The following is a 16,347-nucleotide window of genomic DNA, read 5'->3' as shown; positions in this document are numbered from 1 at the left end:
GAGATCGACCGTGAACGATTCGTCAGCCAACAGCGAGCGTGCATTGATCCTGGCTCCGCCAGCGATCAGTGGCCTGGCGCTGAGCCTGCTGGACCAGGCCGGTGTCAGTGCGTTGGCCATCGATACCCTGGAGGAACTGGGCGGCGCGCTGGACCACGGCGCCGGCATGGCCATCATCGCCCACACCTGTCTCGACCGCTTCAATCACTCGGCGCTGCAACATTACCTGGGCCACCAGCCCCAGTGGTCGGACCTGCCGGTGGTGTTGCTCGGCGACGGCGAGCGCCATGTGAGCAGCAGTCCCGAGCTGTGCCTGGGCCTGGGCAACCTGTTCGTGCTGCCGTTCCCCTTCCCCGATCAGGACCTGCTCGACCTCACGCACTCATCGCTGCGTGCCCGCCGCCGGCAGTATTACTCCTGCCAGCAGGGCATGGAGCTGGCCAGCCTGCAACAACAGACCGAGGAGCGGGTGCGCCACCTGCGCGAAGAAGAACAGCGCCTGCGCCACGACGAGAAGATGGAAGCCATCGGCCAACTGGCAGGCGGCGTTGCCCATGACTTCAACAACCTGCTCACCGGTATCGGCGGCAGCCTTGAACTGATCCGCCAACGCCTGAACCAGAAGCGCCCCGAGGACATCCCCAAGCTGGTGGATATCGGCCTGAGCGCGGTGCAGCGTGCGGCCAGCATCACCCATCGGCTGCTGGCGTTTTCCAGCCGGCAATCGCTGGACGACCGCCCGGTGCAACTCGCCGCGCTGCTGGAGCGCAAACGGCTGGGCAGCCTGCTGGGACCGGGCGTGCGCCTGCAGGTGCAGATCGACGAACAGGTGTGGCCGGCCAAGGCCGATGCCCGGCAATTGCAGGAAGCCCTCGACAACCTGTTGGTCAATGCCCGCGACGCCCTGCCCGAAGGCGGCGAAGTGCGTATCGTGGTGAGCAATCGTCACCTGCCCCGCCCGCTGCCCGAGGCGCACCCGCTGGCCGGCTCCGACTTTGTCCGGATCAGCGTCAGCGACAACGGTTGCGGCATGCCGCAAAGCACCGTCGACCGGGCCTTCGATCCCTTCTTCACGACCAAGCCGATGGGCCAGGGCACCGGCCTCGGCCTGTCGATGGTCTATGGCTTCAGCCGCCAGTCCCATGGCCATGTCAACCTGCACAGCCGTGTCGGCCAAGGCACCGAGGTCGAGCTGCTGTTGCCACGGCATCACCCGGAAAGCCCCGATCCGGTGCTCGCCGAAGCGGTCAGGGCACAGGGCAGCAACGAGCGCCGGGTGCTTATCGTCGAGTCCGACAACACCGTACGCCAACTGGTGCGCAACACCCTGTCCGAACAGGGCTATCAGTGCCAGGACGTCTCCGACGGCAACCTGGCCCTGACCCTGCTGCGCTCCGGCCGGGCCTATGACCTGTTGATCTGCAATGTCGGCCTGCCCGGCATGAGCGGTCGCCAATTGGCCGAGGTGGCGCGCAAGTTGCGCACCGGCCTGCGGGTGCTGTTTATCACCGGTTATGCCGAGCAGGCGTCGGCCCATCTGGGCCGTCTCGACCCGGGCATGCAGGTGCTGAACAAGCCCTTCAGCTTCGGCCAGTTGCAAGACAAGGTGGCGCAGATGCTGAGCAGCGAGGGCACTTCATGAGTCAGGCGCAACGCCCGGTGGACCTGACCGAGGTGGCGCCGCTGGAGGTCCTGCGGGTGCTGACGGTGAACGTGCACAAGGGCTTCAGCCCGCTGAACCGGCGCTACGTCTTGCCGGAATTGCGCGAGGCGGTACGCAGCCACCACGCCGACCTGGTGTTTCTCCAGGAAGTCTTGGGCAGCCACAGCCGCCACGGCGAGCGCTATCCCGGCTGGTCGCCGCAGCCACAATACGAATTTCTCGCCGACAGCCTGTGGCCGGTGTTTGCCTACGGGCGCAACGCGGTGTACCCGGACGGCGAGCACGGCAACGCACTGCTGTCGAAGTTTCCGATCCTTGAGCACCAGAACCTCGACGTCAGCGTCGGCGGCAGCGAGCAGCGCGGCCTGCTGCATTCGGTGTTGTCGCTGCCGGCCGGCCAGCAGCTCCATGCCATCTGCGTGCACCTGGGCCTGGACGAAAAGCAGCGCAGCCAACAACTGGCGCTGCTGTGCCGGCTGCTCGACAGCCTGCCGGCGGACGCCCCGGTGGTGGTGGCCGGCGACTTCAACGACTGGCGCCAGCGCGCCGATCAGGTGCTGGCGGCCAGCGGCCTGTTCGAAGTGTTCAGCCAGACATTTGGCGCGCCGGCGCGCAGTTTTCCGGCGCGCTGGCCACTGCTGCGCCTGGACCGCATCTACCTGCGCAACGCCCGGGCCCGCGCGCCACGGGTGATGGCGCGCAAACCCTGGTCGCACCTGTCCGATCACCTGCCACTCTGTGTAGAGGTACTGCTATGAACACCGAATGGCGCGACGAAAACCACGTGCAACTGCTGATCAACGGCGAGGAATATTACCCGGCGGCGTTCGAGGCGATCCGCCAGGCCCATGAAGAAGTGCTGCTGGAAACCTTCATCATTTACGAAGACAAGGTCGGCCTCGAACTGCAACAAGCGCTGATCGACGCTGCCCGGCGCGGCGTGCGGGTCAAGGTGCTGGTGGACGGCTACGGCACCGCGGAACTGAGCCACGCGTACCTGCAGGCGCTGTTCGATGCCGGCGTCGAGTTGCAGGCCTTCGATCCCAGCCCGATGCGCCTGGGCGTGCGCACCAACCTGTTCCGCCGGCTGCACCGCAAGATCCTGGTGATCGACGGCAGCCTGGGCTTCATCGGCGGGATCAATTATTCGGCGGACCACCTGGGCGATTTCGGCGACATGGCCAAACAGGACTACGCCGTGCAGGTGCGCGGCCCGATCGTCGATGACCTGCGCCAGGCCACCCTAAAGCTGCTCGACAGCCGCGCCCGCCTTGGCGGCCGCCACCGTGCCTGGTGGCGCCGCGCCCCGGTGCTGCAACCAGACAGCGAGCAAGCGCGAATGCGCCTGTGCATTCGCGACAACGACGAGCACCCCACCGATATCGAGCAGCATTACCTGCGGGCCATCGTCAGCGCCCATGAACGGATCATCATCGCCAACGCCTATTTCTTCCCCGGCTACCGCCTGCTGCGGGCCTTGCGCAACGCCGCCCGCCGCGGGGTCGACGTGACCCTGGTGTTGCAGGGCATGCCCGACATGCCGTGGGTGCGGCTGTGTTCGCGGCTGCTCTACAACTACCTGCTGCGCGACGGGGTGAAAATCCACGAGTACTGCGAACGCCCGCTGCACGGCAAGGTGGCGCTGGTGGACCGGCACTGGTCGACCGTGGGCTCGAGCAACCTCGACCCGCTGAGCCTGTCGCTGAACCTGGAGGCCAACCTGGTGATCCGCGACGAAGCCTTCAACCAGCGCCTGTTCGAGCACCTCGATGAACTGATGCACAAACGCTGCAAGCGGGTGACCCTGCAACGGGTGCTGCGCGGCTACTGGTGGCGGGCGCCGCTGATCTTCCTGACGTTCCACTTCACCCGCTACTTTCCCGCGCTGGTCGGCTGGCTGCCGGCGCACAAGCCACGGCTCAAGCCGCTGTACCAGGCCGACATCGGTCAGGAGCGGCTGTCATGAAAGGCCGTCATTCGCTGTGGAAACGCGCGCGGCAGGTGTTGACCGTGGCCTTTTTCATCCTCGTCCCGGTGCTGTTGTTCATGCTGCTGCGCAACCAGGACTGGGGCGAGGTCTGGCAGGCGCTGACCTCCTACCGCCCCAGCGTGCTACTGACCGCGCTGGGGTTCGTCGCCTGCAGCTTCACCCTGTTCGCCAGCTACGACCTACTGGGCCGACGCTACAGCGGACATACCCTGCCCGCGCGCCGGGTGTTGCCGCTGGCGTTCGTCTGCTACGCCTTCAACCTCAACCTGAGCGCCTGGGTCGGCGGCGTGGCGCTGCGCTATCGGCTGTATTCACGGCTGGGACTGGACACGCCGACCATCACCCGGATCCTCGGCCTTGGCCTGGTCACCAACTGGCTGGGTTATCTGCTGGTGGCCGGCAGCCTTTTCGCCATGGGATTCCCGCGCCTGCCGGCGGGGCTGGAAATCGGCAGCACCGGGCTGCGTCTGATCGGTATCGGCATGCTGCTGGTGGCGCTGGCGTACCTGCTGGCATGCCGCTTCTCCCGACGTCGAAAATGGCAGGTACGCGGGCAGGAAATCCGCCTGCCGTCCTGGCGCCTGGCGCTGCTGCAAGCACTGATGGGCGCCGGCAACTGGGCGCTGATGGGGCTGGTGGTGTACACGCTGCTGCCGGACAAGGCCGGCTATCCGACCATTCTCGCCATTCTGATGGTCAGCAGCATTGCCGGGGTTATTACTCATATCCCGGCGGGGCTGGGGGTGCTGGAGAGTGTGTTCATCACCCTGCTGCAAGGGCAATACAGCCAGGGCACGCTGCTGGCGGCGCTGATCGGCTATCGGGCGGTGTATTTCCTGCTGCCGTTGCTGGTGGCGCTGGCGGTGTATTTGGTGCTGGAGCGTCTGGCCAGCCGGGCCGGTCAGACTGAACGCACCTCCCCGTCCGCCAGCAGTGGCCGGGTCGGGTGAAGCATGGCGGTGACTTTATGCACCAGCGCGTCAAGGCCGAAGGGCTTGGTCATCAGTTCCAGGCCCGGTGCGAGCATATCGCGGGGGTCGAGGGCCTCTTCGGTGAATCCGGTGATGAACAGCACCGGCAGGTCCGGTGAACGGCTGCGCAAGCGCTGTGCTACCTGAACGCCGCTGATCCCGCCCGACAGGCCGATATCGGAAACCACCAGATCGATCGGGCCGGCGCTGTCGTACAACGCCAGGCCGCTGGTGGCATCCGCGGCGTCCAGCACCTCCAGCCCCTGATCCATCAGCGCCTCCTTGATCAACATGCGCAGGTTCGGCTCGTCATCGATCAGCAAGATGCGCTCGTTGCGCAATTGCGCCGGGCTTGCCGGCAGCACTTTAAGAGGTTGCGGCAGCGGCAGCGACGGGCCGACGTAGCGCGGCAGCAACAATTCGATGCGGGTGCCGCGGCCCTCTTCCGAGGTGATCCACACGCCGCCGCCGGACTGGCGGACGAAACCGTAGACCATCGACAAGCCCAGGCCAGTGCCCTCGCCCACGGGTTTAGTGGTGAAGAACGGATCGAAGGCGCGCTGCACAATCTCCGCGGCCATGCCGCAACCATCGTCTTCCACCCGCAGGCAGCAGTAGTCGCCGGGCGGCAGATCGCGCCCCGGGATGGCGGTCTCGCAACGCTCATTGCTGGTGCTGATCTTCAGGCTGCCACGGCGGTTCATGGCATCGCGGGCATTGGCGCAGAGGTTGATCAGGGCGTTTTCCATCTGGCTGATATCGACCAGCATCAGCCAGGGCCGCGGGTCGACCTGGAGTTGCAGGTTCACGTCCGGGCCTATCACCTGGAGAATCAGCGGCTGGATGTCATTGAGCAGGTCGTTCAGGTCGGTGGGACGCGGCGACAGCGGCTGGCGACGGGAGAAGGCGAGCAGCCGGTGGGTGAGTTGCGCGGCACGTTCGGAAGCCTGGCGGGCGGCGTGCAGGTACTTGCCGAGGTCCTGGGTCTGGCCCTTGGCGACGCGCCGTTCGAGCATTTCCAGGCTGGCGCTGATGCCCGCCAGCAGGTTGTTGAAATCGTGGGCCATGCCCCCGGTCAACTGGCCGACGGCCTCCATCTTCTGGCCATGGCGCAGCAGTTCCTCGGCCTGGCGCAAGGCCATTTCACGCTCGCGCTCCTGGGTAATGTCGCGCCCCACCAAGGTAACGCTGCCGGCACCGGGCATGACGCCGAAGCTGAACCAGCGGTAGTGCCCGTCGACATGGCGCAAGCGCCCTTCGCCGCTTTGCTGGGTGCCATCGAGCAACTGGGCGAGATTGCCGGTGTCATCCGGGTGCCCGATATCGAGCAGGGTCTGCCCGACAATCCCGTCGTCCCAGCCAAGCTGTTGCCGGCACGCCGGGTTGACGGTGCGCAGGCGCAAATCACCCTGCACCACCAGCATCAGGTCGCTGGACAGTTCCCACAGACGCTGGTGCTCGGTGGAGCGCTCCTGAACCTGTTTCTCGAACGAACAGGCCAGATCACGCCATTGGCGTTCCGATTCGACGTTGCTGGTGGTTTCCAGCACGGTATCGAGAAAACCGACCACATCGCCGTTCTCGTCCCGGACCGGGCTGTAGGAAAACGTGAAGTAAACCTGCTCCAGCACGCCGTTGCGGCTGGTCACCAGCGGCAGGTTCTCCTGGAACACCGCCTCGCCCTGCAGGGCCCGGAACGCCAAGGCGCCGACATCGTGCCAGACGTCGCTCCAGACTTCGTGGAAGCCACGCCCCAAGGGCGCCGGCTTGGTGCCGAGAATGGGCACGAAGGCATCGTTGTGGATACTGACCATGTCACGGCCCCAGACCAGGCAGCCGGGAAACTTGGACGCCAGCAACAAATCGACGGCGATACGCAGCGAGGCCGGCCAGCGATGCATCGGCCCAAGGGAGGTCTTGCTCCAGTCGAACTGACGGACCTCTTCGCTCATTCCGCCTTGCTGAAGCGGGCGGGGTTCGACATGAATGATGTGCATGTTCGAGTCGCTTCCTTACAGGTACTCAGGCTTCGGACTCCTGCCCGATGTCTTCGTTCCAGAGGGCGGGTTGCGCCTGAATGAACTGGCGCATCAGCCCGATGCAGTGCTCGTCCTGAAGCACTGTGACCTGCACTCCACGTTCCCGCAACAAGGCTTCTTCGCCGAGGAACGTGTGGTTTTCGCCAACTACCACTTCACGGATACCGTAGAGCAGGATCGCCCCGCTGCACATCGAACAGGGCGACAGCGTGGTGTACAGCGTGGCCTCGGCATAAACGCTGGCGTTCTGCCGGCCGGCGTTCTCGAACGCGTCCATCTCGCCATGTAGCACCACACTGCCCTGCTGCACCCGGCGGTTATGGCCACGGCCGATGATCCGGCCCTTGTGGACGATCACCGAACCGATGGGAATGCCACCTTCTTCCAGCCCCTTGCGCGCCTCGTCGATGGCCGCCTGCATGAAAACCTGCGATTGCTCCTGGGCATCTGCCATGTCCGGCTCTCCTGATTCAAGGCATCAAGGTTAAACGCTAGCACATCGCCATAGCGGATGGCGGGCTTTCGCCGGACGGCTATGCTGTATACGTTTTGCTGTCCACGAATTGCCGCCTGTGCAACCCCTTCAAAAGGATCACCGCAATGAGCAAGCAAGTTCTGGTGGTGCTGACCAACACAGCCAAATACCCCAACCTGAAACGCGCCACCGGCCTGTGGCTGGGCGAAGCGGTGCATTTCGCCGATGTACTGCAAAAGGCCGGCTATCACGTCGACTACGTCAGCCCCACCGGCGGCTATGTGCCGGTCGACCCGCACAGCCTGAGCATGGCCCAGGACATCGACTGGCAATGGTACGACGACAAGGCCTTCATGAACCGCCTTGGCACCACTCTGGCGCCGGGCCAGGTCAAGGCCCGGGACTACCAGGCCATTTATTACGCCGGTGGCCATGGTGTGATCTGGGACTTTCCCGACAACCATGACCTGCAAGAAATCGCCCGGCAGATTTTCGAGAACGGTGGTGTCGTCTCCTCGGTCTGCCATGGTGCGGTGGGCCTGCTGAACATCAAGCTCAGCGACAACAGCTTGCTGGTAAAGAACCGCGAAGTGACCGGTTTCTCCAATATAGAGGAACAACTGGTCGAGCTGGACAAGGTCGTGCCGTACCTGACCGAAACCGAGCTGAGCGCCCGTGGCGGTCTCTACTGCAAGGCCGAGGAGCCTTGGCAAGCCTTCGCCATTGCCGATCAGAAGGAAGGTCGGCTGATCACCGGGCAGAACCCGGCCTCCGGCGCCGCGGTGGGCCACTTGGTGGTGGCCGCCCTGGCAGGCAAAAGCGGCCGTTAGCCATCGACGACGAAGCGACCATTCACACACGCCATGTCTGGCTCTCGTACAGGAGTGGTGTATAGCGCTCACTTATGCTGATCGGCTTCGGCCCGGCGACTTTCCCCACGCCGGGCCCTGCCCTCCAACATAGGTGAACCATGCCCTCTCGTACTTTTGATTCCGGTCGTGCGCTGCTCGAACTGCTCACCACACTGTTGATCGGTCTGGCACCTGTCGCCTGCGGCCTGCTGGTGATGGCGTGGCAGGTGGACAAGAAGCTCGAAGAGTCCGTCGATGCCGCCCAGCGCGAAGCCTTGCGGCGCGTTGACGGGCTGATCGAGTCCCTGCACGGAGCCAGCAACAAGGTACTCAACCTCGCAGAGTTACCGTGCGACAAGGCCCTGCCGACGCTGTACACCGAGGTGGTGGCAAACCCCGAGCTGCGTTCGCTGACACTGGTCCGGGAGAATCGTGCTTATTGCAGCACCTTGCGCGGGGAGTCCGGGCTGCTGGTGGATCCCGGCGACTACTTCAATCACCGGCTGCGCCTGGAACCGGGCAACGACAACACCCCGGACTCGGCGATTCTCTACTACCGCTTGCAGGAATACCCCTACGGTGTACTGGCGGTGGCTGACGGCGCGATTCTTCAGCGCCTGCTGAATGGCATCCGTGAGCCGGCCAATGTGATCCTGCAATTCGGGCCGACATCGATCGGCGCCAGCGGCGAGGTGCAGGAGAACGCCGGCATCGTGGACATGGAGCAGTACGCAAGCCTGGTCTCGCCGATGTACGGCTACACCCTGCACGTCGGCTATCGGCCGGGCCATACCGCCCGGCAGTTGCTGGAAAACAGCCTGGCCGTCGCCCCGTCGCTGCTGTTGGTCGGCCTGATGACCGCCATCGGTAGCTACTGGGCGATGTACCGTCGACGCCAGCCCACCGCGCGGCGGGTGTGAAATGGGCTTAAGGATGCAAGGCGGTTGAACCTGTGGGGCCTTTCGCGAGCAAGCTCGCTCCTACAGCATCATGAGCCGCGCCGCTCGTGTAGGAGCGAGCTTGCTCGCGAAGGGCCACTGAAAACCCATAAAAAAACGCCGGCATGCCGGCGTTTTTTTTGCTTTCCGCTATCAGTCGGCGCTAAGCACGCCACGACGAACCTGGTCACGCTCGATCGACTCGAACAGCGCCTTGAAGTTGCCCTCGCCGAAACCATCGTCGCCCTTGCGCTGGATGAATTCGAAGAACACCGGGCCCATCAGGGTTTCCGAGAAGATCTGCAGCAGCAGGCGCTTATCGCCCGGGTTGGACGAGCCGTCCAGCAGGATGCCGCGGGACTGCAGTTCGGCGGTCGGCTCACCGTGAGCCGGCAGGCGACCTTCGAGCATTTCATAGTAGGTTTCCGGCGGCGCGGTCATGAAGCGCATGCCCATCTGCTTCAGGGTATCCCAGCTCTTGAGCAGGTCGTCGGTGAGGAAGGCGACGTGCTGGATCCCTTCACCGTTGAACTGCATCAGGAACTCTTCGATCTGCCCGGCGCCCTTGGACGATTCTTCGTTCAACGGGATGCGGATCATGCCGTCCGGCGCGGTCATGGCCTTGGAGGTCAGGCCGGTGTATTCGCCCTTGATGTCGAAGTAGCGGATCTCGCGGAAGTTGAACAGCTTCTCGTAGAAGCCGGCCCAGTAGGCCATGCGCCCGCGATAGACGTTGTGGGTCAGGTGATCGATGAGCTTCAGGCCGGCGCCGACCGGATTGCGGTCTACACCTTCGATGAAGTTGAAGTCGATGTCATAGATCGAGCTGCCTTCTTCGAAGCGGTCGATCAGGTACAGCGGCGCACCGCCAATACCCTTGATCGCCGGCAGGCGCAGTTCCATCGGGCCGGTTTCGATTTCCACCGGCTGCGCGCCCAGCTCCAGGGCCCGGGCGTAGGCGGCATGGGCGTTGCGCACGCGGAAGGCCATGCCGCAGACCGACGGGCCATGCTCGGCGGCGAAATACGACGCGACGCTTTTCGGCTCGTTGTTCAGGATCAGGTTGATATCGCCCTGACGGTACAGGTGTACGTCCTTGGAGCGGTGGGTGGCGACCTTGGTGAAGCCCATGATCTGGAAGATCGGCTCAAGGGTGCCCGGGGTCGGCGAGGCGAATTCAATGAATTCGAAGCCCATCAGGCCCATCGGGTTCTCGAAGATATCTGCCATGTTCGTATTCCTCATCATCAAAACGGTTCAATAACGGTTGTAGCCAGCGTTACCTGCGGTCGATGCGGAAGAATCTGGTGGCGCGCAAGAGATGCCCCTCACACTGCGGGCGAGGTAGTCACCATAAATCAGTTTGAACCCATGACACTTCATAGGGGACCATTCCCGGCGGGCTTGATTCCCCATGAGGCGGGGAACCTTATTATTGTATGCGTAACGCGATTCTACAGGGCGTAAATGAATTTGTCGCGCACCGCGTACAGGCCCCGCCCCGCCTACAACCAATAGCAGGCGCCCCGCCCCGGCGCCCGGTTATCTCTCCGCTATCATGAGCGAACACCAAACACACGGACGGACCCGGCATGCCTCTGCAGTATTCCCGTAACCGCGGCCGCCTCACGCGCCGCCTGGTGCCTTGGCTGGTGGGCGCGGTCCCGGTGGTCTGCGGCCTGGCGATCATGCACTGGCAGGCCCAACGCGAATTGCAGGCGCGGGCGCTGGGCAGCGCGCATGAAGCGGTCAGCCACCTGGAGCGGGTGCTGGACAACGTCGCCGGTGCCGCCCGCGACCTGCTGCCACTGGCCGGCCAGCCCTGCGAGCAGGTCAACCTGGCGCTGCGCGAGCAGGTCACCCGGCGCTCCTTCGTACGCTCCACCAACCTGACCTTCCACGACGAGATCTACTGCACCTCGCTGTTCGGCGACTTCCGGGAAAAGGTCAATCCGGCCGACTACACCGAGGGTAGCCTGTGGCTGATGAACGGCAACTCGGTGTCACCCGGCCATCCGCTGCTGGTGTACCGCCTCACCGAAGGCGAGAAAGGCGCCATCAGCACCCTCGACGGCGACCACCTGACCAGCGCCCTGCGTCTTATCGCACCGAACATCGACCTGCGTCTGCAGGTCGGCGGGCACTGGATCGACCAGCGCGGCAAGGTCAACGACGGCCCGGTGCCCGGCTACGCCCTGGCGGCCGAGCAGGTGCGCTCGCAGCGCTATGCCTTTTCCCTGCACAGCGGCTTCGGCCCCGGGCAGACCTGGCAACTGATACGCAGCGAATACCCGGCGTTGTTTGGCCTGCTGCTGTTTCTCGGCGTCAGCGCCGGCGCCGCCTGCTACTGGCAGTTGCGCCGCGCTTCGTCGCAGCGGGCGGAACTGCAACGGGCGCTGGATGCCGACGAATTCCTCCCCTACTTCCAGCCCGTGGTGCGCAACGGCGACTACCGTTGGTCCGGCGCCGAAGTGCTGATGCGCTGGCAGCATCCGCGCGAGGGCCTGGTGCGCCCCGACCTGTTCATTCCCTATGCCGAGCACAGCGGCCTGATCGTGCCCATGACCCGGCGCCTGATGGAGAAGGTCGGCGAGCAACTGGCGCCGCTGGCCCATACCTTCGAGGACGGTTTCCACCTGGGCATCAACATCACCGCCGCGCACTGCCAGGACCTCTCCCTGTACGACGATTGCCAGGCGCTGCTGGCGCGCTTCCCGCCAGGTCGGGTGAGGCTCACCCTGGAACTGACCGAGCGCACGCCGATCATCCCCAGCGACACCACCGACCACCTGTTCGAACGCCTGCACACGCTCGGCGTGCTGCTGGCCATCGATGATTTCGGCACCGGCCAGTCGAGCCTGAGCTATCTGCGCCAGTTCGAAGTGGATTACTTGAAGATCGACCAGAGCTTCGTCGCCATGATTGGCGTCGATGCGCTGTCGCTGCACATTCTCGACAGCATCATCGAACTGTCGGGCAAGCTCGGCCTGGGTATCGTCGCCGAAGGCGTGGAAACCACCGAGCAACGCGACTACCTGGCCCGCTACCAGGTGGATTACCAACAGGGCTACCTGTTTGGCCGGCCCATGCCCCTGAACGACTTCATCAACGCTCTGGCCGAACAACCGACCGGGGCGATGGTTGCCGAACCGGTGGCGCCCCTGAGATCATGACCGGTCAATCCTTCCCCCCGCTTTTCGTTGTATCGAGGCCCCCTTGTCCAGAGGCATTGCTTTATCGGTGATGGCATCCTGCCTGTTCGCCGTGATGTATTACTACACCTCCCTCCTCGCCCCGCTCGATGGCGAGGAAATCTTCGGCTGGCGCATGCTCCTGACCCTGCCATGCATCACCCTGTTCATGCTGATCAGCCGCGACTGGCCGCTGGTCACCGGGCTGCTGGCGCGCATCCGCCGGACCCCGGCGTTACTCCTTGGCCTGTGCGGCACGTCGGCGCTGATGGGCGTGCAATTGTGGCTGTTTCTCTGGGCGCCGCTGCACGGGCGCAGCCTGGAAGTGTCGCTGGGGTATTTCCTGCTGCCGCTGACCATGGTCCTGACCGGGCGGTTGGTGTACGGCGAACGCCTGTCGCGCCTGCAGAAAGTGGCGGTGTTTTTCGCCATCACCGGCGTTGGCCACGAACTGTTCCAGCACGGCAGTTTCGCCTGGGAAACCCTGGTGGTGGCCGGTGGTTATCCGATCTATTTCGTGCTGCGCAAACGGCTGCGCACCGACCACCTCGGCGGGCTGTGGGCGGACATGTGCCTGCTGATGCCGGCGGCGCTGTATTTCGTGATCAAGGGCCCGCTGAGCGCGGACGACCTGGCCAGCCATCCGCAACTCTATGGCCTGATCCCGCTGCTGGGGGCGATCAGCGCCCTGGCGCTGATCAGCTACGTGCTGGCAAGCCGGGTGCTGGCGTTCAGCCTGTTCGGCCTGCTCAGCTACGTCGAGCCGGTGCTGTTGGTGATGGTGGCCCTGCTCCTGGGCGAAAGCATCGCCCAGGATCAATGGCTGACGTACCTGCCGATCTGGCTGGCCGTGGTGGTGCTGGTGCTCGAAGGCGTCAGGCACCTGCTCCGTCAGCGGCGCCGGCCGGTGTAAGGCGGACCTGCCGCACCCGCCGTTCCTCGACCTCCACTACCGTCATCCGCCAGTCGTTCCAGGCCAACTGGTCGCCCACCCTCGGCAGGCGATCGAGCAGGCTCATCACCAGCCCGGCGAGGGTCTGGTAGTCGTCGGTCGGCCTGGCGGCAAAACCGATCTGCGCCTGGATCTGGCGCAGGTTCAGCGCACCGCTGACCAAGTAACCCTCCTGGTCGGCGACGATGCCAGGGCCTTCCACTTCACTGGCGTCAGGCAACTCGCCGGCGATCGACTCAAGAATGTCGGTCATGGTCAACACGCCGGTGAAATCACCGAATTCGTTGACCACGAAGGCGATGTGCGTCGACTCGGCGCGCATCTGCTCCAGCGCGTTGAGGATGCTGAAACTCTCCAGCAGGTTCAGCGGCGCCCGCATCAGTTGCTCCAGGTCGGGTTGCTCGCCCGCGAGCATGGCCTTGAGCAGCTCCTTCTTGTGCACGTAGCCCAGCGGTTCCTCGATGCGGCCGCCACGAATCAGCGGCAGGCGCGAGTACGACGAGTTGATCAGCGCGTTGCGGATCACCTCGGGCGGCTGCGCCAGGTCGATGGCATCGACTTCGGCGCGCACCGTCATCACCGTCTTGATCGGTCGCTCGGCGAGGTTCAACACACCGCTGATCATCACCCGCTCGCGGCGGTCGAACAGCACCTGTTCCTCGCCGTCGCCCACCAGGTCGGCGATTTCTTCACCGACCTCGTCGGCCTCGACCCGGCGTCCGCCCAGCAGGCGCAGCACGGCATGGGCGGTGCGCTCACGCAGCGGCCGGTGTTCCTGCAGGCTGCGTTTGCGGCGGGCCCGGGCCAACTGGTTGAACAGCTCGATGAGGATCGAGAAACCGATCGCCGCGTACAGGTAGCCCTTCGGAATGTGGAAGCCCAGGCCTTCGGCGGTGAGGCTGAAGCCGATCATCATCAGGAAGCCCAGGCACAGCATGATCACCGTCGGGTGGGCGTTGACGAAGCGGGTCAACGGCTTGCTGGCGACGATCATGATGCCGATCGAGAAAATCACCGCGATCATCATGATTGACAGGTGTTCGACCATGCCGACCGCGGTAATCACCGCGTCGAGGGAGAACACCGCGTCGAGCACCACGATCTGCGCCACGATCGGCCAGAACGCCGAATGCCGGACCGGGCCGTTGGCTTGCACCACATGGCCTTCCAGGCGCTCGTGCAATTCCATGGTGGCCTTGAACAGCAGGAACACACCGCCGAACAGCATGATCAGGTCGCGGCCGGAGAAGGATTTGTCGAACACCTCGAACAGCGGCGCGGTGAGCGTCACCATCCACGAGATCGAGGCCAGCAGGCCCAGGCGCATGATCAGCGCCAGCGACAGACCGATCACCCGCGCGCGGTCGCGCTGATGGGGCGGCAGTTTGTCGGCGAGGATGGCGATAAAGACGAGGTTGTCGATGCCCAGAACCAGTTCAAGGACGATCAGCGTGGCCAGTCCCAGCCACGCGGTGGGATCGGCTAGCCATTCCATGTTTGGGCACTCATGCAGGAAGCGTCGCAAGGACGGTGAAGAAAGGAAGGCCGGAAAGGCCTGCTACTGGGGGGCTCCGAGAACGCTGTCATATCAACCTGAGATCAAAAAAGGGACGTTGATCCTACAGTTGTAGCGGCGTTTTACTACACAGGGAAAGTATTTCAATCTGTGGCGGCAAATTCAGGGCCGCTCTGCCGCCGTTCGCGAGCAAGCTCGCTCCTACAAGTAATTATGTAGGAGCGAGCTTGCTCGCGAAGGGCCGCAAAGCAGCCCCCGGAGCCATCAATGGTTCCAGTTCGCCTCGCCGTTCTGCAGCGCCGTGGCAATCGTCTGCAGGTTGTTGTCCGGCAGGCTGTCCGGCAGCAGGTCGGTGCCGGAGCTGACGTACAACTGCGCGTAGGCATTGCGCAGCTCTGCGTAGGACAGGTCGCGCTTGAGCTGGGTCTGCAGGTTGTTCAGTTCGCCCTGGATCAGTTCCAGTTCACCGATGTTCTGCGTCTGGAAGCGGTTGCGCAGTTGTTCGGCGATCTGTCCGTCGAGGGTCGCCAGCTCTTCGCTGGTGTGGAACTGGCGCACGGCTTCGCTGTAGTTGGCGCGGGCCACGTACAACTGCGCCAGTACCGCCATCGACATCGCCTGACGACGGGCCGCGGCAACGTCTTCACCCGCTTCGGCGACCTTGATCGCCGCCGGCGCCGAGAGCACGTTGAACAGGTTCCAGGTCACCTTGACGCCGTAGTCCGCCCAGCTCTGGTTGACCAGGAAGGAGTTGCTGTCGTAATGACCGCCAACCGAGAATTCCAGGCCCGGCAGCAGGCGCAGCATGGCCTTGCGGGTTTCCGCGGCGCTGATGCGCGCCTGATAGTCCTGCTCGCGCAGTTCCGGGCGGTTGGCCAGGGCCTTCTGCTCCAACTGGGCGAAGTCAGCCTTGAACTCCGGCACCACATAGCCCTCTTCCGGCGCCAGGGCGAAGTTGGTGTTCAGCGGCAGGTTGACCAGCGCCGCCAGCTCGGTCTTGGCCAGCGACAACGCGCGGCGCTGCTCTTCCAGTTGGCGCGTTGCTTCGATCAGCGCGCGCTGGTAGCTGAGCGACTGCACCGGATCACCGACCCGCTGGGCCGCCATGTGTTGGCTGTTGGTGCGGGCTTCGTGGATACGCGCCATCAGGCCGTCGATCTGGGTCAGCAGGCGCTGGGCCGCCACCGCACGCCAGTACGCCGAACGTACGTCCTGGGTGATGGTGTGGATCACTTTGCGCCGGCGTTCTTCGAGGATCAGACGCTGATCGGCCTGCTGCTTGGCGCTGACGTAGCTGACACCGAAGTCCAGGACGTTCCAGACCATGGTCAGGTCCGCCACTTCGCGGTCACGGTCCTGGGAGGTCGACGGTTCCAGGGATTGGGTGCCGGTGCGGACGCTCTGGCTGCTGGAGGCGCTGGTGTTGTTGCGGCCTGCGTAACCGGCCGCCACGGCCATGCGCGGCAGCATGTCGAAGCGCGCCAGGTCGACCTGGCGCTTGGACAGCGCTTCTTCCATCACTTTCAGGCGCGCTTCGAGGTTGTATTTCACCGCGCGGGCCATGGCCTGGTGCAGGGTCAGCGGGCCGTTGAGCGGTTCCTGGTCCTTGAACATGGTCGCCAGGTCGGTGCGTGCACGTTCCTCGCTGGCACTGCGGTCGATTGGCTGGCTGGTGACAGCGCAACCGCTGATGGCCAGCGCCAGCAAGCTGGCACCGAACAATTTCTGGCTTTTTTTCATCCTTGGGCCGCCCCCTGGTAC

General features: G+C 64.3%; 13 protein-coding genes. 8 read left to right on the top strand and 5 right to left on the bottom strand.

Features of this window, described 5'->3' with window-relative positions; genetic code table 11:
- The first annotated feature begins 10 nt into the window (after window positions 1-10).
- Genes CKW37_RS19710 through CKW37_RS19695 form a run of 4 tightly spaced genes read left to right on the top strand, consistent with a single transcriptional unit; the run spans window position 11 to window position 4,603 of the window.
- Entirely contained in the window at window positions 11-1,642 is a 1,632-nt protein-coding gene (locus tag CKW37_RS19710; RefSeq protein ID WP_095157525.1) for an ATP-binding protein, read from the top strand.
- Complete coding sequence (locus CKW37_RS19705) at window positions 1,639-2,421, top strand: endonuclease/exonuclease/phosphatase family protein (RefSeq protein WP_095157523.1); 783 nt, start codon at window positions 1,639-1,641, stop codon at window positions 2,419-2,421. Before CKW37_RS19710 ends, CKW37_RS19705 begins: the two co-directional genes overlap by 4 nt.
- Entirely contained in the window at window positions 2,418-3,629 is a 1,212-nt protein-coding gene (gene clsB, locus CKW37_RS19700; protein ID WP_095157521.1) for a cardiolipin synthase ClsB, read from the top strand. Before CKW37_RS19705 ends, clsB begins: the two co-directional genes overlap by 4 nt.
- Window positions 3,626-4,603, top strand: a complete 978-nt coding sequence (locus CKW37_RS19695) for a lysylphosphatidylglycerol synthase domain-containing protein (RefSeq protein ID WP_095157520.1) — start codon at window positions 3,626-3,628, stop codon at window positions 4,601-4,603. Before clsB ends, CKW37_RS19695 begins: the two co-directional genes overlap by 4 nt.
- On the opposite strand, the gene CKW37_RS19690 is transcribed toward CKW37_RS19695, so the two are convergent.
- Window positions 4,555-6,621 carry a PAS domain-containing sensor histidine kinase gene (locus tag CKW37_RS19690; protein WP_095157518.1) on the bottom strand — a complete coding sequence of 689 codons (2,067 nt, stop codon included), beginning with the start codon at window positions 6,619-6,621 and terminating at the stop codon, window positions 4,555-4,557. The genes CKW37_RS19695 and CKW37_RS19690 overlap by 49 nt on opposite strands.
- A 25-nt stretch (window positions 6,622-6,646) precedes the next feature.
- The gene (locus tag CKW37_RS19685; protein WP_095157516.1) at window positions 6,647-7,117 is read right to left on the bottom strand and encodes a nucleoside deaminase; all 471 of its coding nucleotides are present in this window, start codon (window positions 7,115-7,117) and stop codon (window positions 6,647-6,649) included.
- 146 nt (window positions 7,118-7,263) lie between these two features.
- On the opposite strand from CKW37_RS19685, the gene CKW37_RS19680 reads away from it, so the two are divergent.
- Together CKW37_RS19680 and CKW37_RS19675 are read left to right on the top strand one after the other, a co-directional pair.
- Window positions 7,264-7,968 (top strand): type 1 glutamine amidotransferase domain-containing protein, encoded by a 705-nt coding sequence (locus CKW37_RS19680; protein WP_095157514.1) that lies wholly within the window; start codon window positions 7,264-7,266, stop codon window positions 7,966-7,968.
- 140 nt (window positions 7,969-8,108) lie between these two features.
- Window positions 8,109-8,909: a CSS-motif domain-containing protein gene (locus tag CKW37_RS19675; RefSeq protein WP_095157512.1), complete on the top strand. Its 801-nt coding sequence runs from the start codon at window positions 8,109-8,111 to the stop codon at window positions 8,907-8,909.
- A gap of 171 nt (window positions 8,910-9,080) precedes the next feature.
- Here CKW37_RS19675 and hppD read toward each other — a convergent pair whose 3' ends face one another.
- Entirely contained in the window at window positions 9,081-10,157 is a 1,077-nt protein-coding gene (gene hppD / locus CKW37_RS19670; RefSeq protein ID WP_095157510.1) for a 4-hydroxyphenylpyruvate dioxygenase, read from the bottom strand.
- Window positions 10,158-10,519: 362 nt separating this feature from the next.
- On the opposite strand from hppD, the gene CKW37_RS19665 reads away from it, so the two are divergent.
- Both CKW37_RS19665 and rarD read left to right on the top strand, forming a co-directional pair.
- Window positions 10,520-12,100, top strand: coding sequence for an EAL domain-containing protein (locus tag CKW37_RS19665; protein WP_095157508.1), 1,581 nt, complete (start codon window positions 10,520-10,522; stop codon window positions 12,098-12,100).
- Window positions 12,101-12,143: 43 nt separating this feature from the next.
- Window positions 12,144-13,031: an EamA family transporter RarD gene (gene rarD / locus CKW37_RS19660; protein WP_095157506.1), complete on the top strand. Its 888-nt coding sequence runs from the start codon at window positions 12,144-12,146 to the stop codon at window positions 13,029-13,031.
- On the opposite strand, the gene CKW37_RS19655 is transcribed toward rarD, so the two are convergent.
- Both CKW37_RS19655 and CKW37_RS19650 read right to left on the bottom strand, forming a co-directional pair.
- Window positions 12,994-14,565 (bottom strand): TerC family protein, encoded by a 1,572-nt coding sequence (locus tag CKW37_RS19655; protein WP_095157504.1) that lies wholly within the window; start codon window positions 14,563-14,565, stop codon window positions 12,994-12,996. The two genes, rarD and CKW37_RS19655, sit on opposite strands and share 38 nt — an antisense overlap.
- A 285-nt stretch (window positions 14,566-14,850) precedes the next feature.
- Window positions 14,851-16,326: a TolC family protein gene (locus tag CKW37_RS19650; protein WP_095157502.1), complete on the bottom strand. Its 1,476-nt coding sequence runs from the start codon at window positions 16,324-16,326 to the stop codon at window positions 14,851-14,853.
- Window positions 16,327-16,347: the final 21 nt, after the last annotated feature.

Source organism: Pseudomonas sp. Irchel 3E13 (genome assembly GCF_900187455.1).
Taxonomy (GTDB): domain Bacteria; phylum Pseudomonadota; class Gammaproteobacteria; order Pseudomonadales; family Pseudomonadaceae; genus Aquipseudomonas.
The sequence above is the reverse complement of the archived record's forward strand: the minus strand, read 5'-3'. Positions and strand labels throughout refer to the sequence as shown.

Coding starts and splice junctions, on each gene's coding strand:
- CKW37_RS19705 (WP_095157523.1), top strand. CDS start 1,639: ATGAGTCAGGCGCAACGCCCGGTGGACCTGACCGAGGTGGCGCCGCTG.
- clsB (WP_095157521.1), top strand. CDS start 2,418: ATGAACACCGAATGGCGCGACGAAAACCACGTGCAACTGCTGATCAAC.
- CKW37_RS19695 (WP_095157520.1), top strand. CDS start 3,626: ATGAAAGGCCGTCATTCGCTGTGGAAACGCGCGCGGCAGGTGTTGACC.
- CKW37_RS19690 (WP_095157518.1), bottom strand. CDS start 6,621: ATGCACATCATTCATGTCGAACCCCGCCCGCTTCAGCAAGGCGGAATG.
- CKW37_RS19685 (WP_095157516.1), bottom strand. CDS start 7,117: ATGGCAGATGCCCAGGAGCAATCGCAGGTTTTCATGCAGGCGGCCATC.
- CKW37_RS19680 (WP_095157514.1), top strand. CDS start 7,264: ATGAGCAAGCAAGTTCTGGTGGTGCTGACCAACACAGCCAAATACCCC.
- CKW37_RS19675 (WP_095157512.1), top strand. CDS start 8,109: ATGCCCTCTCGTACTTTTGATTCCGGTCGTGCGCTGCTCGAACTGCTC.
- hppD (WP_095157510.1), bottom strand. CDS start 10,157: ATGGCAGATATCTTCGAGAACCCGATGGGCCTGATGGGCTTCGAATTC.
- CKW37_RS19665 (WP_095157508.1), top strand. CDS start 10,520: ATGCCTCTGCAGTATTCCCGTAACCGCGGCCGCCTCACGCGCCGCCTG.
- CKW37_RS19655 (WP_095157504.1), bottom strand. CDS start 14,565: ATGGAATGGCTAGCCGATCCCACCGCGTGGCTGGGACTGGCCACGCTG.
- CKW37_RS19650 (WP_095157502.1), bottom strand. CDS start 16,326: ATGAAAAAAAGCCAGAAATTGTTCGGTGCCAGCTTGCTGGCGCTGGCC.